Origin of the sequence: [Clostridium] aminophilum DSM 10710 (assembly GCF_000711825.1) — a bacterium.
Taxonomy (GTDB): domain Bacteria; phylum Bacillota; class Clostridia; order Lachnospirales; family Lachnospiraceae; genus Clostridium_R; species Clostridium_R aminophilum.
Window position 1 is genome coordinate 131222 of the sequence record NZ_JONJ01000002.1, and the last position, 22841, is coordinate 154062.

At 51.5% G+C, this 22841-nt stretch carries 26 protein-coding genes and 1 pseudogene; 25 read left to right on the forward strand and 2 right to left on the reverse strand.

From position 1 onward, the window contains the following. The first annotated feature begins 73 nt into the window (after positions 1-73). From trmD to rsfS, 23 genes and pseudogenes are all read left to right on the forward strand, one after another. Positions 74-883: a tRNA (guanosine(37)-N1)-methyltransferase TrmD gene (gene trmD, locus BR86_RS0102545; protein WP_031471440.1), complete on the forward strand. Its 810-nt coding sequence runs from the start codon at positions 74-76 to the stop codon at positions 881-883. 228 nt (positions 884-1111) lie between these two features. Further along, positions 1112-1456 (forward strand): 50S ribosomal protein L19, encoded by a 345-nt coding sequence (rplS, locus tag BR86_RS0102550; RefSeq protein WP_031471441.1) that lies wholly within the window; start codon positions 1112-1114, stop codon positions 1454-1456. Between the two features lie 278 nt (positions 1457-1734). Then, positions 1735-2589 (forward strand): ribosome biogenesis GTPase YlqF, encoded by an 855-nt coding sequence (ylqF, locus tag BR86_RS0102555; RefSeq protein WP_031471442.1) that lies wholly within the window; start codon positions 1735-1737, stop codon positions 2587-2589. 2 nt (positions 2590-2591) lie between these two features. Beyond that, the gene (locus BR86_RS0102560) at positions 2592-3239 is read left to right on the forward strand and encodes a ribonuclease HII (RefSeq protein ID WP_031471443.1); all 648 of its coding nucleotides are present in this window, start codon (positions 2592-2594) and stop codon (positions 3237-3239) included. Positions 3240-3253: 14 nt separating this feature from the next. Then, on the forward strand, positions 3254-3622 hold the full coding sequence (locus BR86_RS0102565) for a YraN family protein (RefSeq protein WP_031471603.1): 369 nt from the start codon (positions 3254-3256) through the stop codon (positions 3620-3622). A gap of 201 nt (positions 3623-3823) precedes the next feature. Next, a pseudogene (gene rsmD, locus BR86_RS0102575) lies at positions 3824-4411 on the forward strand (16S rRNA (guanine(966)-N(2))-methyltransferase RsmD); the annotation flags it as partial. A gap of 97 nt (positions 4412-4508) precedes the next feature. Beyond that, complete coding sequence (gene coaD / locus BR86_RS0102580) at positions 4509-5015, forward strand: pantetheine-phosphate adenylyltransferase (RefSeq protein WP_031471445.1); 507 nt, start codon at positions 4509-4511, stop codon at positions 5013-5015. An 18-nt stretch (positions 5016-5033) separates the two neighbouring features. Beyond that, positions 5034-5627, forward strand: a complete 594-nt coding sequence (locus tag BR86_RS0102585) for an SPFH domain-containing protein (RefSeq protein WP_031471446.1) — start codon at positions 5034-5036, stop codon at positions 5625-5627. A gap of 460 nt (positions 5628-6087) precedes the next feature. Beyond that, positions 6088-6885 (forward strand): SDR family NAD(P)-dependent oxidoreductase, encoded by a 798-nt coding sequence (locus BR86_RS0102590; protein ID WP_051684535.1) that lies wholly within the window; start codon positions 6088-6090, stop codon positions 6883-6885. Between the two features lie 13 nt (positions 6886-6898). Next, a complete protein-coding gene (locus tag BR86_RS0102595) occupies positions 6899-7468 on the forward strand; it encodes a hypothetical protein (protein ID WP_031471448.1) in 570 nt (189 codons plus the stop codon). Between the two features lie 27 nt (positions 7469-7495). After that, positions 7496-8596: an RluA family pseudouridine synthase gene (locus BR86_RS14475; protein WP_038287620.1), complete on the forward strand. Its 1101-nt coding sequence runs from the start codon at positions 7496-7498 to the stop codon at positions 8594-8596. A 4-nt stretch (positions 8597-8600) separates the two neighbouring features. Then, positions 8601-9149, forward strand: a complete 549-nt coding sequence (locus BR86_RS0102605) for a Holliday junction resolvase RecU (RefSeq protein WP_031471449.1) — start codon at positions 8601-8603, stop codon at positions 9147-9149. Positions 9150-9252: 103 nt separating this feature from the next. Continuing rightward, a complete protein-coding gene (locus tag BR86_RS0102610; protein WP_031471450.1) occupies positions 9253-11121 on the forward strand; it encodes a TIGR03960 family B12-binding radical SAM protein in 1869 nt (622 codons plus the stop codon). After that, positions 11096-11899, forward strand: coding sequence for a TIGR03936 family radical SAM-associated protein (locus BR86_RS0102615; protein WP_334291601.1), 804 nt, complete (start codon positions 11096-11098; stop codon positions 11897-11899). The genes BR86_RS0102610 and BR86_RS0102615 overlap by 26 nt, the downstream gene beginning before the upstream one ends. Further along, a complete protein-coding gene (locus tag BR86_RS0102620; protein ID WP_031471452.1) occupies positions 11896-13074 on the forward strand; it encodes a ribonuclease E/G in 1179 nt (392 codons plus the stop codon). Before BR86_RS0102615 ends, BR86_RS0102620 begins: the two co-directional genes overlap by 4 nt. Before the next feature lie 302 nt (positions 13075-13376). Beyond that, positions 13377-13688 carry a 50S ribosomal protein L21 gene (rplU, locus tag BR86_RS0102625; RefSeq protein WP_031471453.1) on the forward strand — a complete coding sequence of 104 codons (312 nt, stop codon included), beginning with the start codon at positions 13377-13379 and terminating at the stop codon, positions 13686-13688. 6 nt (positions 13689-13694) lie between these two features. Continuing rightward, positions 13695-14018, forward strand: a complete 324-nt coding sequence (locus BR86_RS0102630) for a ribosomal-processing cysteine protease Prp (RefSeq protein WP_031471454.1) — start codon at positions 13695-13697, stop codon at positions 14016-14018. A 3-nt stretch (positions 14019-14021) separates the two neighbouring features. After that, the gene (gene rpmA / locus BR86_RS0102635) at positions 14022-14312 is read left to right on the forward strand and encodes a 50S ribosomal protein L27 (protein WP_031471455.1); all 291 of its coding nucleotides are present in this window, start codon (positions 14022-14024) and stop codon (positions 14310-14312) included. 146 nt (positions 14313-14458) lie between these two features. Next, entirely contained in the window at positions 14459-15748 is a 1290-nt protein-coding gene (gene obgE, locus BR86_RS0102640) for a GTPase ObgE (RefSeq protein WP_031471456.1), read from the forward strand. 15 nt (positions 15749-15763) lie between these two features. Then, entirely contained in the window at positions 15764-16060 is a 297-nt protein-coding gene (yhbY, locus tag BR86_RS0102645; protein ID WP_031471457.1) for a ribosome assembly RNA-binding protein YhbY, read from the forward strand. A gap of 5 nt (positions 16061-16065) precedes the next feature. Next, positions 16066-16704 (forward strand): nicotinate-nucleotide adenylyltransferase, encoded by a 639-nt coding sequence (gene nadD / locus BR86_RS0102650; protein ID WP_031471458.1) that lies wholly within the window; start codon positions 16066-16068, stop codon positions 16702-16704. 175 nt (positions 16705-16879) lie between these two features. Beyond that, positions 16880-17470: a bis(5'-nucleosyl)-tetraphosphatase (symmetrical) YqeK gene (gene yqeK, locus BR86_RS0102655; RefSeq protein ID WP_031471459.1), complete on the forward strand. Its 591-nt coding sequence runs from the start codon at positions 16880-16882 to the stop codon at positions 17468-17470. Then, entirely contained in the window at positions 17463-17822 is a 360-nt protein-coding gene (gene rsfS, locus BR86_RS0102660) for a ribosome silencing factor (protein WP_330372079.1), read from the forward strand. The genes yqeK and rsfS overlap by 8 nt, the downstream gene beginning before the upstream one ends. Here rsfS and purF read toward each other — a convergent pair whose 3' ends face one another. Continuing rightward, positions 17823-19250 carry an amidophosphoribosyltransferase gene (gene purF, locus BR86_RS0102665; protein ID WP_031471461.1) on the reverse strand — a complete coding sequence of 476 codons (1428 nt, stop codon included), beginning with the start codon at positions 19248-19250 and terminating at the stop codon, positions 17823-17825. A gap of 180 nt (positions 19251-19430) precedes the next feature. Continuing rightward, entirely contained in the window at positions 19431-20048 is a 618-nt protein-coding gene (lexA, locus tag BR86_RS0102670) for a transcriptional repressor LexA (protein WP_031471462.1), read from the reverse strand. A 353-nt stretch (positions 20049-20401) separates the two neighbouring features. Between lexA and BR86_RS16255 the strand changes: the two genes are divergently transcribed. Beyond that, positions 20402-20821 (forward strand): LysM peptidoglycan-binding domain-containing protein, encoded by a 420-nt coding sequence (locus BR86_RS16255; protein ID WP_242841550.1) that lies wholly within the window; start codon positions 20402-20404, stop codon positions 20819-20821. Between the two features lie 306 nt (positions 20822-21127). Continuing rightward, a complete protein-coding gene (locus tag BR86_RS0102685; protein ID WP_031471464.1) occupies positions 21128-22690 on the forward strand; it encodes an ABC-F family ATP-binding cassette domain-containing protein in 1563 nt (520 codons plus the stop codon). Positions 22691-22841 lie beyond the last annotated feature (151 nt).

The following is a 22841-nucleotide window of genomic DNA, read 5'->3' on the forward strand; positions in this document are numbered from 1 at the left end:
ATCCGGGATTGATTCGGCGGACGTTGCAGCAAGGCTGACAAAAGCTGTCCATCATTAAATTGGAGGATTTTATATGCATTTTCATGTTCTGACTCTTTTTCCGGAAATGATCGATCAGGGAGTATCGACCTCGATCACGGGGCGTGCAATGGACAAGGGACTGATTTCCGTTGACACAACCAACATCCGGGATTTCTCGGAGGATGAAAAACATCATCACGTGGACGATTATCCCTACGGCGGCGGCGCCGGAATGGTCATGCAGGCGGCACCGGTTGTGAGCGCGGTAGAGCATGTGTGCGGCCGTGTAACCGAAGAGGGACGGAAGAGACCGCGCGTCATCTATATGACGCCGCAGGGCCGTGTGTTCAGCCAGAAGATTGCGGAAGAGCTGGCGAAGGAAGAAGATCTCGTCTTTCTCTGCGGACACTATGAGGGGATCGACGAGCGTGCGCTCGAAATGTGCGTGACGGATTATCTATCCATCGGTGATTACGTCCTGACAGGTGGAGAGCTTCCTGCCATGGTAATGATCGACTGCATTTCCCGTCTGGTTCCGGGGGTCCTCAACAATGACGTTTCGGCTGAGTTCGAGACTTTCCATGACAATCTTCTGGAGTATCCGCAGTACACAAGACCGGAGGAATTCAAGGGACGGAAGGTTCCGGCAATTCTTCTTTCCGGCGATCACAAGAAGGTCGATGAGTGGAGAAGAGAGCGATCCATTGAGCGGACGCTAAAACACCGGCCGGATCTGCTGGACGAGACATTTCTCTCGAAGAAAGAGAAAAAGTTTCTGGCGGAACTCCGAAAGGAAAGCAAGACATCGGCAACCGGCGAAGATTTTCCGGCACCGGCCGGCGATTCAGAGACAAACGCGTGACGCCGAGAATTCTGCAGCGCTGTCCGGCGAGTCAGAGCCGAAGGTTTGACGCCGAAATTTTTGCGGCAGGGCATGGAACCCTGCCTTCGCATCCGCTTTTGCGGCACAAGAAAAATGCTTGCAGTTATGCGGGTTTTATGATAATATACTAAATCGTGAAATGAAGAGATGTTCCGCTGTTACGGATGAGTATTAAGAGCATCAAATATTTTGAGGAGGTTCATACCGATGAACGAGATCATTAAGAAGATCGAAGAAGCACAGTTAAAGGAAGTAGCAGAGTTTGCAGTAGGTGATACTGTTCGCGTTTCTGTAAGAATCGTTGAGGGTACCAACACCAGAACTCAGGTATTCGAAGGCACTGTTCTGAAGAGACAGGGCGGCGGCGCAAGAGAGACTTTCACCGTAAGAAAGTCTTCCCACGGCGTAGGCGTTGAGAGAACATGGCCGGTTAACTCCCCGAACGTTGAGGCGATCGAGGTTGTTAGACACGGTAAGGTTCGCAGAGCGAAGCTGAACTACCTTAGACAGAGAACCGGTAAGGCTGCAAAGGTTAAGGAAGTTATCCGATAATCGAATTTACTTTTCTGTGACGACTGGGGAGGGGCAATGCAATTGTCCCTCCTTTAAATTTACGCGGCATACTCGCCAAAGCCCACGCCCCAGTGAGGCCCTGGCGACTGCCGCGATAACGAGCGGAACCCTGCAGGGCGCGTTTGGCATCGTTTGCTCGGTTAACTCATCAAAACCTTGCACCGGCGCGGTTATAAGCGACTGCCGCGATAACGAGTGGAACCCTGCGGAGCACGTTTTGCACCGTTTATGAGAGCACGAATAGAAAGAGAGAGTCTATGAATATACAGTGGTACCCGGGTCACATGACCAAAGCCAGGCGTGCGATGACGGAGGATCTGAAACTGGTCACCCTTGTCATCGAGATTGCCGACGCGAGACTTCCGCTCGGAAGCCGTAATCCGGATATTGATAAAATGGCTGCAAACAAAGACCGACTGATTCTTCTGAACAAGGCGGATCTGGCGGATGAGCAGCTTGTGAAACAGTGGATCGATTGGTACGGAAAACGAGGCATCCGCGCCGTTCCGCTGGATTCCCGCGTGACAAAGGATGTCCGTCGGATGCGTGCGGTCATTATGGATGTTTCCAAAGAACGGATCGAGCGCAACCGCAGAAGAGGAATCCTGAATAAGCCGATTCGCGCGATGGTGGCCGGGATTCCAAATGTCGGAAAGTCGACTTTCATCAACTCCATCGCCGGAAAAACCGCGGCGAAGACCGGAAACAAGCCGGGCGTAACCAGAAGCGATCAGTGGATTCGACTGGATAAGACGCTGGAACTGCTGGATACGCCGGGAATTCTGTGGCCGAAATTCGATGACAATCTGGTCAGCCGCAATCTGGCCTTTCTCGGCGCCATCAGCGATGACGTTCTTCCGCAGGCAGAACTGGTGCTTGAACTGATCGAGTATATGCGGCGGGCATATCCGGATACTTTCCGGGCGTGGCTTAAGACGGAACTGACGGAGGAAATGGATGCTCCTTCGCTGCTCACTGCGGAGGCGAGGGCAAGAGGCTGCCTTAAGGCCGGAGCGGAGCTGGACTATGATCGCGCGGCGGCCCTGTTTCTCACAGATTTCCGCGCAGGAAGAATGGGACATGTTACACTGGAGATACCGCCGGAGGAATAAATATGGCATTGCGAGAACTGAAAGGTGAGAAGCTGGAACAGGAACTGGTGCGGTTAAATGGTATGAGGGAATATGAAAAGGCTCATCCCGATTGTGAATTCATCTGCGGTCTGGACGAGGCGGGGCGAGGACCGCTGGCGGGACCGGTGGCGGCCGGTGCGGTTATACTGCCGAAGGACTGCACGATCCTTTACCTGAATGATTCCAAGAAACTTTCACCCGCAAGAAGAGACGCACTCTATGATGAGATCCGGGAAAAGGCGGTTGCCTGGTCTGTCGGCATTGTGACTGCCGAGGAGATTGATGAACGGAACATTCTGCAGGCAACCTATGAGGCAATGCGCAGAGCGGTGGCCGGTCTCGGCGTGACACCGGATCTTTTTCTGAACGATGCGCTGATTGTGCCGGGGCTTCCGGAGGAAAAGCAGATCAAGATCATCAAGGGTGACGCAAAGAGCGTCTCCATTGCGGCCGCTTCCATCATGGCAAAGGTGACAAGGGACCGGATGATGGAAGAGTATGACCGGGTCTGGCCGGCGTACGGTTTTGCCAAACACAAGGGATACGGAACGAAACAGCATTATGAGGCGATCCGGGAGAACGGGCTTTGTCCGATTCACCGGAAGACATTCCTGAAAACCATTCACTGATCGGAAAGAAGGCGATTGCTTCGGAAAGAGTCAGCAGAAATCACAGAAAAGTGGGCAGCAAATATGAGGAGGCCTGCGCCGGGTTTCTGGAGTCGATCGGGTTCCGGATCCTGGAACGGAATTTTCGCAGCCGGTTCGGAGAGATCGATCTGATTGCCCGGGAGAACGGTTATCTTGTCTTTGTGGAAGTGAAATACCGGAAAGACGGCCGCAGCGGAGATCCCGCGGAGGCGGTCGATGCGCGCAAACAGCATAAGATTCAAATGACTGCGCAGTATTATCTGACCAAAAACGGGTTTTCACCCGATATCCCGATCCGGTTTGACGTCGCGGCCATTTGCGGGAATCGGATTCATCTGATTCGGGATGCGTTTTCTTTCTGATACAGAAATATCACTCTGCGAATGGAAAAGTCTTGAGAAAAGACAGTGCAGCCTTTATAATATAAATACTTATGCGCAGAATGCGAACAGACCGGGTGCCGTATGGCGGTTTCGGCCGTTTCGCGGCCGGTGCCGGAAACTCATGATGGCATGAGCTCCGGCTCAGTATTCGCATAATTACAGACATATCGGGGGAATAAGCGGATGAGAGTAATTGCTGGATCTGCAAGGCGTCTGCTTCTTGTCACAGTCGACGGAAACGATACCAGACCAACCGGTGACAAGATCAAAGAGACGCTTTTTAATATGCTTAATTTTGAACTTCCGGGTGCGGTCTTTGTGGATCTGTATTCCGGGAGCGGTGCCATTGCGATCGAGGCCCTGAGCCGCGGCGCACAGAAGGCATATCTGGTTGAGAATAACCGGAAAGCGGCTGCGTGCATTCAGAAGAATCTGGAAACCACCCGTTTTACCGAACAGGGAGAGCTGATGATCTGTGATGTGATGGCCGGAATCCGGAAACTGGAAGGCCGTGGCGTGAAGGCGGACATTATTTTCATGGATCCGCCGTATAACCATGAGTACGAGAAAAATGTTCTCGAACGGCTCAGAAATTCACCGTTGGTCGATGAATCCACACTGATTGTGGTAGAGGCGTCCAAGGAGACTGAATTCGATTACGCGCAGGAGTTCGGCTATCAGCTGGAAAGAGAAAAAGTGTACAAATCCAGCAAGCACGAGTTTTTCCGAAGAAAAAGCACTGCAGCGGAGACTTCGGATAACGAGTAAAAAACGCAGACAGCGGAACCGGTCCGAACGGAAAACTGCTGCGATCGCTTGGGAAAATGAAACCTCATTTTCTCAGAGTTTGGGGGATATATAGTATATGAAGACTGCGATTTATCCGGGCAGTTTTGATCCGGTGACGCTGGGGCACGTTGATATCATTGAGCGTTCCGCTCAGATCTTTGATAAGGTGATCGTCGGGGTTCTGCGCAACAGCGCAAAATCTCCGTTGTTTTCCGAAGAAGAACGTGTTAATATGATAAAGTACGTAACAAGAGATATTCCGAATGTCGAAGTTCTGTCATTTGACGGGCTTCTTGTCGATTTTGCGAGATTAAACGGCGCCAATGTCATCATCCGCGGGCTTCGTGCGGTGACGGATTTTGAGTATGAACTTCAGCTGGCGCAGATGAACCGCGTGATCGCACCGGAACTTGATACATTATTTCTTACCACAAATCTCAAATATGCTTATCTCAGTTCCAGTATGGCGAAGGAAGTCGCGATGTACGGCGGAGACATCTCCGCATTTCTTGATCCGGAAATAGCAGAAAAGGTCAGAGATAAATTCAGGGGAAAAATCCTGGGATACCAGGGAAAACGATAAACAGAGGAGAAAAGGGTCATGAGCAAGATTGAGCAGATCATTTCAGAAATCGAGGAGTACATTGCAAGCTGCAGAACACAGCCGTTTTCCAATGAAAAGATCATTGTCAACCGTGAGGAGATGGAAGAGCTTCTCACCGAGCTTCGAATGAGGACCCCGGAAGAGGTTAAACAGTATCAGAAAATTATCAGCAATCAGGATGCGATTCTGAATGAGTCCAGAGCGGAGGCCGACAAGGCGAGAAATGCCGCAAAGACAGAGGCGGACACGATGATTGCGAGAGCGCAGGCACAGGCCGGACAGATGGTCGAGCAGAGCGAGATCACACAGCAGGCGCAGGCGAGAGCGGCTCAGATCATCAGCCAGGCGCAGGCACAGGCACAGGAGATCGTGGACAACGCCGTTCTTCAGGCAAATACGCTGAAACAGCAGTCTCTGAAGTATACGGATGATATGCTGGGCGGACTTCAGAGCATTATTCAGCATTCTCTTCAGGACGCGGAAAGCCGCTTTGATTCGCTTCGCGGTTCCCTCCAGTCCAGCTATGAGATTGTTTCGAGCAACCGCAATGAGCTTGCCGGAAGTCTCACCGGAGCAGACGATAACCGTTAACAGGGGAATCGGGAATCAGGCTGAGAAAACAGCCGCATAAGAGCGCATACCGAGATTGGCCGCTGGCCCCTTCTCAGGCATACGAAGCGAAACTATCGGGTTAGAGATTAAATCGCCATGTAGTTTTATAGTACGCACGAAGCGCGAAAGGACCATGCGAAGTGCTCCACTAACGACAGTAAGCCGGATGGGATTATCCCACCGGCTTTCCTTTGTACCATAGGAAAGTATTACGCGCTTCCTATGGTACAAAAAACGTCCCGCGGGATGTGCACAGCGATGAGCGGACGAGATTGCTTTGCGGTGATCAGCGGCAGCACGCAAAGTTCGCAAGCGCCCTTCAAGAGTGCGGGGATGGGAGAGCCGAAGTTCGATTGAGGACATTGTTCCGATAGGATAACCCGGCGAAAAAAGACGAGCATTCTTACGGGAGAGATTACGGGTGGAAAGGAGAAAGGGAATGAATATCGCGATTGTCACGGGCGCATCCTCCGGAATGGGAAAAGAGTGCGCAGAGATCCTTGCAGACCGGTTTTCGGGTATTTCGGAGATTTGGCTCATCGCCCGCAGAAAAGACCGGCTGGAGAAACTGTCGGATTCTCTTCCGGTGAAAACGAGACTTTTCTCTATCGATCTCGGAACAGAGGGCGCGATCCATACTCTTCAGGCGGAACTGAAAAAGACATCTCCGCGTGTCCGCTTTCTGGTCAATGCGGCCGGGTTCGGCGCCATCGGAAAGGCCGGGGAGATTTCCGCGGACCTGTCCGCGTCCATGATTCGGGTGAACTGCGAATCCCTCACGCGGATCACGGAGACGGTTCTCCCGTATATGCCTGTGAACAGCCGTATTCTGAACTTTGCTTCCGCCGCGGCTTTTCTGCCGCAGCCGGGATTTGCCGTCTATGCCGCGACAAAAGCGTACGTTCTGTCTTACAGCCGCGCGCTGAGAACCGAACTGAAAAAGCGAAAGATCGCAGTGACGGCAGTCTGTCCGGGGCCGGTCCGCACAGAATTTTTTGACATTGCCGAGAAAACCGGTGTGATCCCGGTTTACAAGAAACTGGTGATGGCTGATCCGGGGCGCGTTGCACGGACTGCGGTCCGCGACTGCATGGCGGGAAAAAGTGTCTCGGTATACGGAATTACCATGAAGGGATTCCGCTTGCTGTGCCGGGTTTTGCCGCATGAATGGTTATTGAAAATATGGGATATATTTCCGCTGAAGGACGCGGACCCGTCCGGACCGGAAGCGGTTTGAAAGGAGAAATTGCTTGAGCAGAATTGAAAAAGGGACATACGGATACAGAGATCAGTATAAAAAGAGACAGATCGGATATATGAGTTTTTTCGGCGCGCTGATTCTGGTCGGACTTGGGGTCCGTTTTTTTGCGGATTTCAGCTATCATACGGCTCTCGGATCCATTGCGGCCGTGCTGGCGGCGATCCCTCTCGCAAATATTCTGTCCCCGTTTGTGGTTCTTTATCCCTGGAAGACGATGAAGAAGGAAGATTACGATCAGTATTCCGCGCGGGAAAAGGATTTCCGCATTCTGTATGATCTGATCATCACCACCAAGGAGGACGTGATGGCGATGGATGTGCTGGTTGTTCATCCGACGGGGATCTATGGCTGGTGCACGAATCCGAAGGTGGTGACGGACCGTGCGGAGGACAATGTCAACAATACTTTGACTGCGATGCATCTGGACCCGAATTTCCATGTGATCAAGGATAAGAAAGTCTTTGATAAACGGTTTGATTCTCTGAAGCCGGCATCGGAATACGAGGATGACGGTACTGTCGATTACGCGGTGGAAATTCTCGAAAAGATTTCCGTCTGAATCCGTAAGAAGAATAAGGATATAGAAATGACAGAACGTATCATTGGGAAAAATGACGCCGGCCAGCGCTTCGACAAATACCTTGCGAAGCTTCTTCCGAACGCATCGAGGGGATTTCTCTATAAGATGCTTCGGAAAAAGAATATTACGCTGAACGGGAAAAAGGCCGACGGGACGGAAAAGGTTCTGGCCGGTGATGTCATCAAACTGTTTTTTTCAGATGACACCATGGAGAAGTTTTCCAGCAGTGCGCTTCCGTTGTCGAATGCCGATCCGAAAGCCGGTTCAAATGTCGGTCCGGATAAGGCTCCGGAAGGGAGAAGAACTAAGGGGATACGAATCCGCGATCGGTATCCGTCTCATCCGCTGAATGTCATCTATGAGGACGAGCACATTCTTCTGGTTAATAAGCCGCAGGGAATGCTGACACAGAAAGCAAAGGATACCGACGAGTCGCTGAATGAATATCTGATCCGGTATCTCTTTGATCAGGGATCGTTGACAGAAGAGGAATTCCGCACGTTTCATCCCTCGGTTGCCAACCGTCTCGACCGCAACACCAGCGGTATAGTGATCTGCGGAAAGACGCTTCCGGGGCTTCAGGGGATGTCGGAACTCATCCGGAACCGCAATATCGGGAAATACTATTACGCGATTGTGCTCGGAAAAACTGACCGCGCGATGACCGTCCGCGGCTTTCTCGAGAAGGATGAGAGGAGCAATACAGTCCGGCTTTACGGACCGGAGGACAGAGGGGCTGCAGGACCGGGGGCCGTTCCGATTGAGACGGCGTACCGGCCTCTTTTGACTGCGCCGATTGGCCCGGCCGGAGATATGTACGCCACGCTGATGGAAGTCCGCCTGATTACCGGAAAAACCCATCAGATCCGTGCGCATCTGGCGTCGCTGGGACATCCGGTCGGGGGTGACACAAAATACGGAGATGTCTCCTTCAACCGGATGCTGAGAGAGGCCTACGGGGTCCGTATGCAGCTTCTCCACGCGAGACGTCTCGAGTTTCCGGAGACGATGCCGGCAGGGCTGGATTCCCTTTGCGGAAAAGTCTTTGAGGCGGATCCGCCGGTGAAGATGAAACAGCTTATCCGTGAAATCCGGAATCGGAGGTGAGCGGATGGGAATCTGGAACGGAAGAGGACTTCGCGGCAGCACGCTGGAGGAACTGATCAACCGGACAAATGAAATCTATGCGGAACGGAAACTTGCACTGATTCAGAAGATTCCGACTCCGATTACGCCGGTGCAGCTCGATTCCGCATCCGGCCGGATCACGCTGGCGTATTTTGACCAGCAGAGTACGGTCGATTACATCGGAGCGGTTCAGGGGGTGCCGGTTTGCTTTGATGCAAAGGAGTGCGCAAAGGACACATTTCCCCTTGCCAATGTTCACGAACACCAGGTGGAATTCATGAGAGCATTCGAAGAACAGGGCGGAGTGGCATTCCTGATCATCAGCTATACACAGAAAAGAGAAATGTATTATCTTCCATTCCGAAATCTCAGCTGGTTCTGGGATCGGATGAAAGACGGCGGACGAAAGAGTTTCACGTTTGAGGAACTTGACAGGTCGTGGAAAATCGAATCCAAAGGGGCGATTTTTGTGCATTACCTGGAACCGCTGGCCCGAGATCTCGAATCAAGGGATGATACGGAAGAAATGTAGAGGATAACGTTTGAACGCGTTTGAACGAAAACGTTCCGATGTTGTCTGACTTGGATACGGGTTCGGTTCCATCCGGCCCGCGCCTGAGTCTGGAGGTTAATCTATGAGAAAACTTGCTTTGACGGACGATATACTGCTTTCGATCTCGGAACCGGCACGCTATATCGGCGGTGAAGTCAACAGTGTCCTGAAGGAGAAGGACAAGGTGGATATCCGCTTTGCCATGTGCTTTCCGGACGTCTATGAGATTGGAATGTCCCATCTCGGAATCAAGATTCTGTACGATATGCTCAACCGGAGAGAGGATGTCTGGTGTGAGCGGGTATACTCGCCGTGGACGGACCTGGATGAAATCATGCGTCAGCGAAAGATTCCGCTGTTTGCTCTGGAGAGCCAGGATCCGATCGGGGAATTTGATTTCCTCGGAATCACCCTGCAGTACGAGATGTGCTACACGAACATTCTGCAGATTCTCGATCTTTCCGGGATTCCGTTCCACGCAGAAGACAGAACCTGGGATGACCCGATCGTCATTGGAGGCGGCCCGTGTGCGCTGAATCCGGAGCCGATCGCCCCGTTCTTCGATATGTTTTATATCGGTGAGGGCGAGGTCTGTTACGACCGCCTCCTCGACACCTACAAGCTCTGCCGGGCGCAGAACAAAACGCGGCGGGAGTTCCTTCTGGCCGCGGCTCAGATTCCGGGTATCTATGTCCCGATGTTTTATGATGTCGCCTATCGGGAAGACGGAACAATCCTGTCCATGAAGCCGAATGAACCGGGTGTGCCGGAGACGGTAAAGCGCGTCCTCTGGATGGAGATGACGGAAGCGGTTTATCCGGATAAGCCGGTTGTGCCGTTCATCAAGGCAACTCAGGACAAGGTCACGCTGGAAGTCATGCGCGGCTGCATCCGCGGCTGCCGTTTCTGTCAGGCCGGCATGATCTACCGTCCGGTCCGGGAAAAGGACCCGAAACATCTGAAAAAACTGGCGGACGACCTTCTGCACAATACCGGTTATGAGGAGATCACACTCAGCTCGCTCTCCACGAGTGACTACCGCGGCGTCGACGAACTGCTGAATTATCTGATTGAGAAGCACGGTAAAAACGGTGTCAACATTTCCCTTCCGTCTCTTCGCATCGATCAGTTCTCGCTGGATGTCATGAGCAAGGTGCAGGATATCAAGAAGTCGAGCCTCACCTTTGCGCCGGAGGCCGGTTCACAGCGGATGCGCGATGTCATCAACAAGGGCCTGACCGAAGAGACGATTCTCGGCGGTGCGGAACTGGCGTTCAAGGGCGGCTGGAATAAGGTAAAGCTGTATTTTATGCTCGGCCTTCCGGGAGAAAATGAGGACGATGTCCGCGGTATTGCGGAACTGTCCGAAAAGATCGCGGAACTTTATTACGACACGGTACCGAAGGAGGAGCGCAGCGGAAAATGTTCCGTCACGGCGAGCACCTCGTTCTTTGTTCCGAAGCCGTTTACCCCGTTCCAGTGGGCAAAGATGGATTCGGCGGATGAATTCCTTCACAAGGCGGCGATCGTCAATCATGCGATGAAGGAAATGCTGAACCGTAAGAGTCTTCGCTATCACTGGCATGAGTCCGATGTCTCGGTTCTGGAGGGTATCTTTGCGAGAGGCGACCGCCGGGTGGCGGACGTCATTGAAAAAGCCTACCGGAAAGGGTCCATCTATGATGCGTGGAATGAGCGGTTTGTGCTGGAAAACTGGACATCCTCGTTCGAGGAATGCGGTGTGGATCCGGATTTCTATGTCCGCAGAGAGCGGCCGGTCGATGAGATCCTTCCGTGGGATTTCATTGATGCAGGCGTGACCAGATCGTTCCTCGAGCGCGAATGGGAAAATGCAAAAAAGGGAATTGTTACGCCGAACTGCCGTGAGCGCTGCTCCGGCTGCGGCATGAGAAAGATGGGAGGAGGTGTGTGCTTTGAAGATCAGAATTAAATTCCGTAAGCAGGGATTTGTGCGTTTTGTCGGCCATCTGGATCTGATGCGCACATACCAGAAGACCATGAAGCGCGCCGATGTCGCGATCAAATACAGCGGCGGTTTCAGCCCACATCAGATCATGAGCTTTGCATCGCCGCTGTCGGTTGGAATGATCAGCAACGGCGAGTACATGGATATCGAGGTGGAACATTGCGGAACCAGCGCAGAGATGGTGGAGCAGGTGAACAGCTGTGTGCCGGAAGGTATGGATATTCTCAGCTGGCGCCAGCTCGATGACAATACCAAAAATGCGATGAGTCAGGTTGCGTTTGCGGATTACAAGGTCTGGTTCAAGGAGGGATCGGCTCCGGAATCCGAGGAGGAATTCTGGGCCGGATTCGGAAGATTTGTGGAACAGGACCACATCCCCTATGTCAAGAAGACGAAAAAGGGCGAAAAAGAACTCGATCTCCGGGAACGAATCCTGGAAGCGCGGCCGACGACACCGCTCGGTATTATGGCCGTGATGTTCGGCGATGCCAAAATCGGTGACTTTGACCGTGTTCTGATCTCGGATCCGTCCGAGCGGTCGGGATATTTTCTGCGACTGGCCAGCGGAAGTGCGGCGAACACGAAGCCGGAGCAGGTGCTGGAAGCGTACTGCGCAAGCATCGGAATGGAGTATCCGAAATTTGATATACAGGTGGAGAGGGAAGAACTCTATGCCAATGTCGGCACCGAAGAGGCACCGGTTCTGAAATCACTGGAAGATTTTGGAAAGGAGATCCGTTGAACCGTTTTGTGATTACGGAACTCGAAGGAAGAACGGTCACGGCCGGATATGAGAACGGCCGGCTGATGGCCCTGATTCCAGAGGAAAACGATGGAGAAGGAAAAATCGGTGAGATCTTTGTCGGGCGGGTTCAGAATGTTTTGAAGAACATCAATGCGGCATTTGTCGAATATCTTCCGGGAAAAATCGGCTATCTGAGTTTCCGGGAAGCGCACGGGCGTCCGATGCGGAACGGCGCGTGCTTTCCGGTTCAGATCGCAAAAGAGGCGGTAAAGACAAAGGATCCGGTTCTGACCTGCGAGCTGTCCTTTCCGGGGCGGTACTGCGTGGTCACGGTGGGAGACGGAGAAATCGGTGTCTCCCATAGGATCCGGAGCGACGCGGAACGGAATCGGCTGAAGGAAATCGCAGGCACTTTGCTTGACGGAGAATACGGGGCAATCATAAGGACTGCGGCGGAAGCCGTTCCGGAAGAGGAACTCACGGAGGAACTGCGGAATCTTCGGATGGTTGCGGAAGAAACCGTCCGGAAAGCAGGAATGCGCACGCCGTTTACAAGACTCCGGGAAGGGGATCCGGAATACATCCGGCAGCTTCGCGATACCGCTTCCTTTCTGGAAGAAGTGGTGACGGATCTGCCGGAGGTGAGGGACCGGATCACAGAGCATTTCCGGCAGGAGGCGCCGGATGAACTCGGAAAACTTCGATTTTACGATGATCCCATGATTCCGCTGGTAAAGCTGCGCGGGCTCGAAAAAGAACTGGACGGGGCGCTTCGAAGCCTTGTATGGATGAAGTCCGGCGCCAATCTTGTCATTGAGCGCACGGAGGCGCTGACGGTCATTGACGTGAATACCGGAAAATTTATCACCGGAAAGAAGATGCGTGACGCAGTCCGGAAGATCAATCTCGAAGCGGCAGAGGAGGCAGCGCGGCAGATGTCGCTGCGGAATCTGACCGGAATGATCCTCATTGATTTCATCAATATGAAAGAAAAAGAGGACACGGAAGAAGTCCTGAGCTGCCTTCGGAATGCGGTCCAGAAGGATCACGTCCGAACCGTGGTGGTCGATATGACGGCGCTCGGACTCGTGGAAGTTACCCGTCAGAAACAGAGAAGGCCGATTGCCGAAGTGTTCCGGCGCGCAAAGTGTGCGGTCGCACCTCAGGAATGAGTGGATGGGGAGACCAAAATCTGTCTTCGGACTTCGCTTAAAAGGTCACGGAGATTCTGCTTCAAACAATAAAAAATGAATTGCAGAATGGTGTAACGCAAGTACGATCGGGATTCACCGCGGTATTTCAGAAAAATATCCGGAATTTTTCACGGAAAATTTCAGGGAAAACAAAAATAACGATTGACAAAGATTTTTACGATTGTTATATTACTAAAGTATGCCGCACAGCGAGGCTGTAAGTGCATCCATTGGGGGTGACGCCAAAGCTGGCGAGTAATTATAATAGGAGGTGCCATCAGATGTATGCGATTATAGCTACCGGTGGTAAGCAGTACAAGGTTGCCGAGGGCGACGTTATCCGCGTTGAGAAGCTCGGTGCAAATGCTGGCGAGACTGTAACTTTTGATCAGGTTCTGGTTGTCGGAAATGACGGAGATCTGAAGATCGGTACGCCGGTTGTTGACGGTGCAAGCGTATCCGCTTCCGTTGTCAAGGAAGGCAAGGCTAAGAAGGTTATTGTCTACAAGTACAAGCCGAAGAAGAGCTACCACAAGAAGAACGGTCACAGACAGCTCTTCACAGAAGTTAAGATCGAAAAGATCAACGCTTGAGACTAAATGGTCGAAGCAAAGTTGTATTATGACTCTGTGGGTCAGGTAAGAAAAGTCGAGATGAACGGTCATGCCGGTTTCGACGAATACGGCCGAGATATCGTATGCGCTGCCGTGTCGGTTCTCGCTCTGAACTTTGCCAATTCGGTGGAAAAGTTCACAGAGGATTCGTTCACAGCGGATCAGGATTCCGGAGTGTTCCATTTTTCTTTCACCGGTGAGATCAGTAAGGAGTCAGCTCTCCTTGCGCGTTCCTTTGTTCTCGGTCTCGAGAGCATTGAAAAGCAGTACGGAGATGAGTATATCAGGATAATTGACAGGGAGGTGTAAACAATGTTCAACATGAACCTTCAGCTGTTCGCTCATAAAAAGGGTGTCGGCTCTACAAAGAACGGCCGTGATTCCGAGTCCAAGAGACTTGGCGCCAAGAGAGCAGACGGACAGTTCGTTCTGGCAGGCAACATCCTGTACAGACAGCGTGGAACACATATCCATCCGGGAGTTAATGTAGGTCTTGGAAAGGACGATACATTATTCGCTAAGGTTGACGGTGTTGTTAAGTTCGAGCGTAAAGGCAGAGACAAGAAGCAGGTTTCTGTTTACCCGAGAGCAATCAACGAGTAATCAAACCGAAGTCCCGTACGTCTCGCGCGTACGGGGCTTTTTTCTGTTATGGGAAATTACATGAAATTTTCTATAACAGAAAAAAGCCATTGCGCGCAAAATGAAACAAAAAGGTTGTACTAATCGAAACATACGGAGGAGAAGACATGTTTGCTGACAATGCAAAAATATATATCAGATCCGGAAAAGGCGGCGACGGCCATGTCAGCTTTCGCCGTGAGAAATTCGTGGCTGCAGGAGGCCCGGATGGCGGTGACGGAGGAAAGGGCGGCGACGTTATCTTTGAGGTCGATAAGGGTTTAAATACGCTGAATGATTTCCGCCATGTCCGGAAATACAAGGCAGGCGACGGCGGCGCAGGTGAAAAGCGGAAACGTCACGGTGCCGACGGCGATGACATTATCCTGAAAGTGCCGGAGGGAACGGTAGTAAGAGACGCGGAGTCCGGTCAGGTAATTGTCGATATGTCCGGAGAAAATCAGAGAGTGGTTGTTCTCAAGGGCGGAAAGGGTGGCCTCGGGAACCATCATTTTGCAACTCCGACCATGCAGGTGCCGCAGTACGCGCAGCCGGGAAAACCGGCGCAGGAGCTCTATGTTGTTCTGGAACTGAAGATGATCGCGGATGTCGGTCTGGTGGGCTTCCCGAATGTCGGAAAATCCACGCTTCTTTCCCGATGCTCCAATGCAAGACCGGAAATTGCCAACTACCACTTTACGACGCTTCAGCCGCATCTCGGTGTGGTGGATCTTGCGCAGGGAGAAGGTTTTGTGATGGCCGATATTCCGGGGATCATCGAGGGCGCGGCGGAAGGCGCCGGCCTCGGCCTCGACTTCCTTCGCCATATCGAGAGAACCCGTGTACTGATTCACGTGGTGGATGCCGCATCGACGGAGGGAAGAGATCCGATCGAAGATATCCGGGCAATTCAGCATGAACTGGAAAAATACAGCGTGGATGTCTCCAGAAAACCGCAGATTATCGCTGCCAACAAGGTGGATTCGATTGTGGCGGAAGAAGGGGAAGAAGACCCGATCCGCCGCATCCGTGAGACATTTGAGCCGGAGGGCTTCAAAGTGTATCCGATCTCGGCGGTATCCGGTGAGGGTGTGAAAGAACTGCTGTGGTACGTCAATGATGTTCTGAAGACCGTTCCGAAGGAAGCCATGTTCTATGAATCCGAGTATGAATACGTGCCTCAGGTGGAGGATCTTCCGTATACGGTTGTGATTGACGACAAGGGCAATTTTGTTGTCGAAGGTCCGAAGATTGAGAAGATGCTCGGATATACCAACCTCGAGTCGGAGAAGGGCTTCCAGTTCTTCCAGAAATTCCTCAAGAAGGCCGGAATTCTGGATAAACTGGAAGAAATGGGCATCAATGAAGGTGACACGGTTCGTATGTACGGACATGCATTTGATTATTACAGAGAGTAAAGCGGAGGTTTTTCCATGACAAGCAAACAGAGATCCTATCTGAAGGGACTTGCAATGAACATTGAGCCGTCATTCCAGATCGGCAAATCCAGCCTGACCCCGGAGTTTACCGAGGCCATCGCGGAGATTCTGGAAAAGAGAGAGCTCATTAAGATCAATATTCTGAAGAATTGTGCGGACGACGGTAATGTTCTCGCCCGGATGCTGTCCGAGCGCACCCGTTCCGAAGTGGTTCAGGTAATCGGAAGAAAGATTGTGCTCTATAAACCGGCGAAAGACGAGAAGAAGAGAAAAATCGTACTTCCGGAGTAAATCACATGGCAAAAATCGGCATAATGGGGGGAACCTTTGATCCGATTCACATCGGTCATCTGGTTCTGGCGGAACAGGCCTACCGCGAGTACGGTCTGGATCAGATCTGGTTCATGCCGTCGAAGATTCCGCCGCACAAAACAGATCATCGGATTACGGATGAGGAGGACAGGACTGCCATGATTCGCGCAGCCATCGCCGATCGGCCGTATTTCCGGTGTTCCGACTATGAGCTGCGCCGGGATGCAGAATATACATACACGGCGGATACACTCCGGCTTCTCGCGGAAGACTATCCCACGGATGAATTCTACTTTATCGTCGGGGAGGATTCGGTCCGGCATATTGAAACCTGGTACCATCCCGAGTATATTCTGAACCATATTCCGTTTTTGGCCGCCCAGCGCGAAGATGATGAGACACACGGACCGGAGACGGATGAACTGACGCCGCATATCCGGTATCTCGAGGAAAAATACGGCGCGAGGATTTCCGTCCTTCACTGCCGCGAGATTGATGTGTCTTCGGCTGAGATCCGCAAACGGGTGGAAGAAGGGCTGGACATCACCGGAATGGTTCCGGAGAAGACCCGGGAATACATCGAACGGCACCGGTTGTACCGCGCGGGAGAACACGGTATGTGAGATGAAGAGGAATCGCCGGCAATTCATGTGGAAGAAAGAATCGATTTTTTTCCGTAACCGGGCGGATCGGGCAGAGGAAAGAATCGGATCTTCCGTAACCGGCAGACCGGCCGGAAGAAAGAAGCAGGACTTTCGTAACCGGGCGGATCGCAATGTAAAATCAGGACAGAATAAGATGAATGATCGGAATATAGAAATTCGGGAACAATTAAAAAAGATTCTGAAGCCCTCGCGGTTTGAGCATACACTTGGCGTCTGCTATACCGCCAGTGCGCTCGCGATGCGCTGGGGCGCGGATCTGAAAAAGGCGGAGACGGCGGGACTTCTCCATGATTGCGCGAAATGCTATGATAATGTTGCGATCGTCGCGGAATGCCGAAGACTCGGGATTGAACTGACTGCGGATGAACTCGCCGCACCGGCGGTCATCCATGCCAAACTCGGGGCATGGAAGGCGGAGCATGAATACGGGATTCAGGATCCGGAAGTCCTCTCCGCGATTGCCAATCACACGACCGGAAAGCCCGGCATGTCGCTTCTTGACAAGATCGTCTATATTGCCGATTACATTGAGCCGGGACGAAAAATGCTGCCACGGATGGAAGAATTCCGGGTGATGGCATTTACGGACCTGGATGAAGCGTTTTATGAGATTCAGGAGAGCATTCTCGATTATCTGAGAAGCACCGGAAGTTTCATCGATTCAAACTCACTGGCATCATTTGAATACTGCAGAAAAGAAAAGGAGAACGCACTGCATGGCTGAAATGACAACGAAGGAATATGTAAAAATCGCGGTGGATGCACTGGAAGACAAAAAGGCAAATGATATTCGCATCATTGATATTCATGAGATCTCCGTGATCGCGGATTATTTTATCATCTGCGACGGCGCATCGGCCAGTCAGGTTCATGCACTTGCGGACAATCTGGAAGAGAAACTCGCGAAGGCGGGAAAAGGCGCTCATAAGACAGAGGGCTATGGACAGGGAACATGGATCCTCGAAGATTACGGGGATATTATCGTCCACATTTTCCAGACCGAAGAACGTGAATTCTACGATCTGGAGAGAATGTGGATGGATGGAAAAATAATTGAGGATGTAAAATCCCTCTGATCAGTTTGTTTGTTCCAGATCCATACTGATATCGTGATCCGGAACCGTCATCGGATAAGACCCTGTGAAGCAGGCTCTGCAAATCGGCAGTCCGCCCGAGATTTCGGAAAGTGCATCGACCGTCATATAACCAAGACTGTCTGCACCGATCTCGCGGCGGATATCCTCTACGGAGTGTTCATGCGCGATCAGGGACGAGGTTCCCGGTACATCGGTTCCGAAGAAACACGGGTGAAGAAAAGGCGGTGAGGAGATTCTGACGTGAACCTCCAGAGCACCGGCTTTTTTTAGATCCCGGATCAGATTCTTGATGGTGGTTCCGCGCACAATGGAGTCATCGACCAGGACGATTCTCTTGCCCCGGACGGCTGCCGGAATGACACTGAGTTTGATCTTGACGGCATTCTCACGCTCTTTCTGAGTGGGCTTGATAAAGGTTCTTCCCACATAGCTGTTCTTGTGAAAAATAAAACCGAACGGAATTCCGGATTCCTGCGCATAGCCGTAGGCAGAGATCAGTCCCGAATCCGGAACGCCGGCGATCAGATCCGCGTCCACCGGATATTCTCTGGCAAGGAAGCGTCCGCCGCGAAGTCTCGCATCATAAACGCTGATTCCGTCAATGGTGCTGTCAAGGCGTGCAAAATAGATGTATTCAAAGATACAGTGGGCACGCCGGGCCGGTTTCTCTTCCAGATAGTCCGAGCGGATCCCGTCATGCGAAATGATGACGATCTCACCCGGCTCGATATCCCGGATAAATTCACCGCCGACGGAAGTGATCGCACAGCTCTCGGAAGTGAGGATCCAACTGTCTCCCTTTTTTCCGAGACAGAGCGGTTTTAAACCATAAGGATCGCGGACTCCGATCAGTTTCCGTGAACTGGTTACGGTGAGGGCATAAGCACCGCGGATGGAAGCACAGGCTTTCTTGACGGCCTCTTCTGCGGAAGATGAGGTAACGCGGTTTTTGGCCACCAGACAGGCAATGACTTCCGAGTCGATTGTGGTTCGGAACAGAGTTCCACCGAGCTCCAGCTCGTGACGGAGTTCGGCGGCATTGATCAGATTGCCGTTGTGTGCAAGGCACAGCGTCCCCTTCAGATATTTCATTACGAGCGGCTGGGTGTTTGCAAGGACGGAAGAACCGGTGGTGGAATAGCGGACGTGTCCGATTCCGAGATTGCCTTCCAGCGCATTCAGGCTGGCCTCATGGAATACTTCATTGACTAAGCCGAGACCTCGGTCGTAGCTGACATTGCCGGCAGGCCCCGAGGTGTCCGTGACTGCGATTCCGCACGATTCCTGACCGCGGTGCTGGAGTGCAGACAGTCCGTAATAGATGTCAGAGGCTACGGAACGCCCGGTCGGGTCATAGATGCCGAATACTCCGCATTCTTCGTGTACGCCCGTGAATGAAAATGACATAATAGGATCTCCTTTAAAAAGAAAACAACGGGTTTCACGTCACAAAGCATGTATGAAAACAATTCTGTGACATAAAAAATAATACAGAAAAGGGCAGAATAATCCGACCGAGATCGGACCACGCTGCCCTTTTTTCGTATTCAAGTATAAACATCGATACGAAAGCGGTCAAGCAGAGAATTACTTCATCATCCGGAAGAGTCCGATGACTTTGCCGAGGATCCTGACATCCTTGACAATGATGGGATCCATGGTTGAATTCTCCGGCTGGAGACGGATATGACCGTTTTCTTTATAAAAACGTTTTACGGTTGCGCCGTCGTCAATCAGTGCGACGACAATCTCGCCGTTGGAGGCGGTGCCGGTCTGTTCGACAATCACACGGTCGCCGTTGTAGATTCCGGCGTCGATCATGCTTTCGCCTTTCACGGTCAGCATGAAGGTTTTCTCGTTCGGCAGGAACTCGGCCGGAATCGGAAAATAATTCTCGATGTTCTCCTCTGCCAGGATCGGAGCTCCGGCTGCCACCGTTCCGACGATCGGCACATTGACAACCTCACGGCGGGTCAGATTGAAATCATCATCGACAATCTCAATTGCGCGCGGTTTTGACGGGTCCCGTCGGATACGGCCCTGCTTCTCGAGCTGCTCAAGATGCGAGTGAACGGAAGAAGTGGATCGGAGACCGACTCGTTCACCGATCTCACGGACTGTCGGCGGATAACCTTTGCTGAGAAGATTATCTTTGATATATTCCAATATTTCTTCCTGTTTCAGAAGAGCTTTTCCTCTGCTCATATGTAATACCTCACTTTCGGCATAGGAACCGATCGTTTCAGATCCTGTGATCGAAATTTTGTTCGTTTCTATCCTATCACAGTTTCTCATATTTTACAAACGGCTGTTCGGTAATTTTTCCGCCTGCTCCGGTGAAAGGTACCGGTCGGAAATGCTGTCGGAAAAAACACAGACAGATCGCAGACAGAGCTCCCGGAATGGCTGGATGAATAAACCGGGAACGAATGTTCGAAAAATCTATTGACAAACATCTGTTCGAAAACTATAATGATGCCATGAGGAACAAATGTTCGAGAGAGTTGTTTGGAATGATTTGCAGCCGGATGGAAGAGCGGCAGAACAGGGGGCAGGTTATGGAAGCATCGGTTCTTCTTACGACAGACAGGGATTTGGATAGAGAAGAGGTAAAAGATTCAAAGTTCCGCCACTATATCCGGAGGAACATCCGTATCCGTAAGACGAGCAGAATCCGCAGACAAAAGAGACGCCGTGTCCAGTTTTTTGCCCTGATGATTCTGACTGCAGTCGCATCCTTTGTGATCGGGATCGGACGGCTTGAGACAGAAGCATATCATAATACTTCGGACCTGAAGAAGTATTATACCAGTGTTCAGCTGCAGGACGGTGATACTCTGTGGTCTCTTGCCCGAAAGTATAATGTCAACACGAACATCAGTCATCATGACTATATCGATGAGATTCGCAGGATGAACCAGATGGAGGGGACGACGGTTCACCGTGGACATTTTCTCACGGTGTTCTATTACAAGTAACTCACAAGTGAGTTTTTCCGTTCACAGCGATTCTTCTCATCATAACAAATCTTCTTATCCGTGATTCGGACAGCCGACCTGTTGTCTTTGTTTTCGGTTTTGGTTGCGCGGTTCTCGTTCTATCCTGTATAATGCCATGGCGGCCGTTTTGAATGGACCGTTGCGGAACTGAGTGATTGCCGCCGGACGGGATGACATTTTTATCGATGATTTTTGGGATATGTGCGGTCCGGCAGGCTAAGCGGTGAGACATCCGGTTTGGATACGGCTGTTTACCGCATAGATTGTAAGCAGGGAGAAGAATGAATGAGCATATTAAATGTGGAACATCTGACGCATGGGTTCGGAGACCGGCAGATTTTTAATGATGTCTCCTTCCGCCTGTTAAAAGGGGAACATATCGGACTTGTTGGCGCAAACGGAGAGGGAAAATCGACCTTCATGAGTGTTGTGACCGGAAAAATGCAGCCCGAGGAAGGAAAGGTCGAGTGGTCCAAGCACGTGAAAGCCGGTTATCTGGATCAGCATGCCGTTCTCGAGCAGGGGAACACGGTCCGGGATATTCTCCGCAAGGCTTTTGATTCTCTGTTCGATATGGAGCGGGAGATGAACGGACTTTATGAGAAGATGGCGGATCCGGAAGTTTCCGAGAATGAGATGAACGCGATGATGGAGGAGGCCGGGCTTCTTCAGGATCTTCTCTCGGCACACGATTTTTATATGATCGATGTCAAGATAGAGGAAGTTGCAAGAGCCCTCGGTCTTCTCGATCTCGGTCTGGACCGGGATGTTACGGAACTCTCCGGAGGACAGAGAACGAAAGTTCTTCTTGCCAAGCTTCTTTTGGAGAAACCGGATATTCTCCTTTTGGACGAGCCGACCAACTATCTGGATCAGGAACATATTGCCTGGCTTCAGAGATATCTTCAGGATTATGAGAACGCTTTTATCCTGATATCCCATGATATTCCGTTCCTGAACAGTGTCGTCAATATCATTTATCACATGAACAACTGCGAACTGAACCGCTATGTGGGAGATTACGATCATTTTAAGGAGGTTTTCGCTGTCCAGCAGGCGCAGATGGAGGCGGCCTACAACCGTCAGCAGCAGGAAATCGCTGATCTGAAAGACTTTGTGGCAAGGAACAAGGCGAGAGTTGCGACCCGGAATATGGCCATGTCCCGCCAGAAAAAGCTGGACAAGATGGAGCTGATTGAACTTGCAGCGGAGAAACCGAAGCCGGAGTTCCATTTCCAGACATCCCGTACGCCGGGAAGGATTCTCTTTGAGACCAGGGGGCTTGTGATCGGCTATGAATCACCTCTCTCAAAGCCGATTGATTTTACAATGGAGCGCAAGGAGAAACTGGTTCTCACCGGTGCGAACGGTATCGGTAAGACGACGCTTCTGAAGAGTCTTCTCGGGCTGATCCGTCCGCTGAACGGGGAGATTGAGAAGGATCCCTATATGGAGATCGGCTATTTTGAACAGGAGATGTCTCAGGATATTGAGACGACCTGTCTGGAGGAGATTTGGAATGAATTTCCGTCCTGGAATCAGGCCGAGATTCGCGCAGCTCTTGCAAAGTGCGGTCTGACGACCAAACATATCGAGAGTCGGGTTAAAGTTCTTTCCGGCGGTGAGCAGGCAAAGGTTCGCCTGTGTAAGCTGATGAACCGTCCTTCCAATATTCTTGTTCTGGATGAGCCGACCAATCATCTGGATGTTGATGCGAAAGACGAACTGAAAAGAGCACTGAAAGAGTATAACGGAAGTATCCTGATGGTTTGCCATGAACCGGAATTCTATGAGGGACTGGCGACCAGAGTGATCGACTGTTCGGAATGGACCACGAAGCTTGTCTGATGGCAGAAGGATAATGGGCTGCCGGATAACGGACACTATTCGGTTGACGATACAGCACAGAAATGATAGTATTTCTCTTGTAGCAGTAAACAATGATGTGGGATTGCCCACGTCGAAGTTTTTATTGATTAAGTTGTTGGCTGATGACAAA

Excerpts from the sequence above, each read along its gene's own strand:
- trmD (WP_031471440.1), top strand. The coding sequence starts at position 74 with ATGCATTTTCATGTTCTGACTCTTTTTCCGGAAATGATCGATCAGGGA.
- rplS (WP_031471441.1), top strand. The coding sequence starts at position 1,112 with ATGAACGAGATCATTAAGAAGATCGAAGAAGCACAGTTAAAGGAAGTA.
- BR86_RS14475 (WP_038287620.1), top strand. The coding sequence starts at position 7,496 with ATGACAGAACGTATCATTGGGAAAAATGACGCCGGCCAGCGCTTCGAC.
- BR86_RS0102605 (WP_031471449.1), top strand. The coding sequence starts at position 8,601 with ATGGGAATCTGGAACGGAAGAGGACTTCGCGGCAGCACGCTGGAGGAA.
- BR86_RS0102585 (WP_031471446.1), top strand. The coding sequence starts at position 5,034 with ATGAGCAAGATTGAGCAGATCATTTCAGAAATCGAGGAGTACATTGCA.
- rpmA (WP_031471455.1), top strand. The coding sequence starts at position 14,022 with ATGTTCAACATGAACCTTCAGCTGTTCGCTCATAAAAAGGGTGTCGGC.
- BR86_RS0102630 (WP_031471454.1), top strand. The coding sequence starts at position 13,695 with ATGGTCGAAGCAAAGTTGTATTATGACTCTGTGGGTCAGGTAAGAAAA.
- purF (WP_031471461.1), bottom strand. The coding sequence starts at position 19,250 with ATGTCATTTTCATTCACGGGCGTACACGAAGAATGCGGAGTATTCGGC.
- obgE (WP_031471456.1), top strand. The coding sequence starts at position 14,459 with ATGTTTGCTGACAATGCAAAAATATATATCAGATCCGGAAAAGGCGGC.
- BR86_RS0102590 (WP_051684535.1), top strand. The coding sequence starts at position 6,088 with ATGAATATCGCGATTGTCACGGGCGCATCCTCCGGAATGGGAAAAGAG.
- nadD (WP_031471458.1), top strand. The coding sequence starts at position 16,066 with ATGGCAAAAATCGGCATAATGGGGGGAACCTTTGATCCGATTCACATC.
- yqeK (WP_031471459.1), top strand. The coding sequence starts at position 16,880 with ATGAATGATCGGAATATAGAAATTCGGGAACAATTAAAAAAGATTCTG.
- coaD (WP_031471445.1), top strand. The coding sequence starts at position 4,509 with ATGAAGACTGCGATTTATCCGGGCAGTTTTGATCCGGTGACGCTGGGG.
- BR86_RS16255 (WP_242841550.1), top strand. The coding sequence starts at position 20,402 with ATGGAAGCATCGGTTCTTCTTACGACAGACAGGGATTTGGATAGAGAA.
- rplU (WP_031471453.1), top strand. The coding sequence starts at position 13,377 with ATGTATGCGATTATAGCTACCGGTGGTAAGCAGTACAAGGTTGCCGAG.
- BR86_RS0102560 (WP_031471443.1), top strand. The coding sequence starts at position 2,592 with ATGGCATTGCGAGAACTGAAAGGTGAGAAGCTGGAACAGGAACTGGTG.
- ylqF (WP_031471442.1), top strand. The coding sequence starts at position 1,735 with ATGAATATACAGTGGTACCCGGGTCACATGACCAAAGCCAGGCGTGCG.
- BR86_RS0102610 (WP_031471450.1), top strand. The coding sequence starts at position 9,253 with ATGAGAAAACTTGCTTTGACGGACGATATACTGCTTTCGATCTCGGAA.
- yhbY (WP_031471457.1), top strand. The coding sequence starts at position 15,764 with ATGACAAGCAAACAGAGATCCTATCTGAAGGGACTTGCAATGAACATT.
- rsfS (WP_330372079.1), top strand. The coding sequence starts at position 17,463 with ATGGCTGAAATGACAACGAAGGAATATGTAAAAATCGCGGTGGATGCA.
- lexA (WP_031471462.1), bottom strand. The coding sequence starts at position 20,048 with ATGAGCAGAGGAAAAGCTCTTCTGAAACAGGAAGAAATATTGGAATAT.
- BR86_RS0102685 (WP_031471464.1), top strand. The coding sequence starts at position 21,128 with ATGAGCATATTAAATGTGGAACATCTGACGCATGGGTTCGGAGACCGG.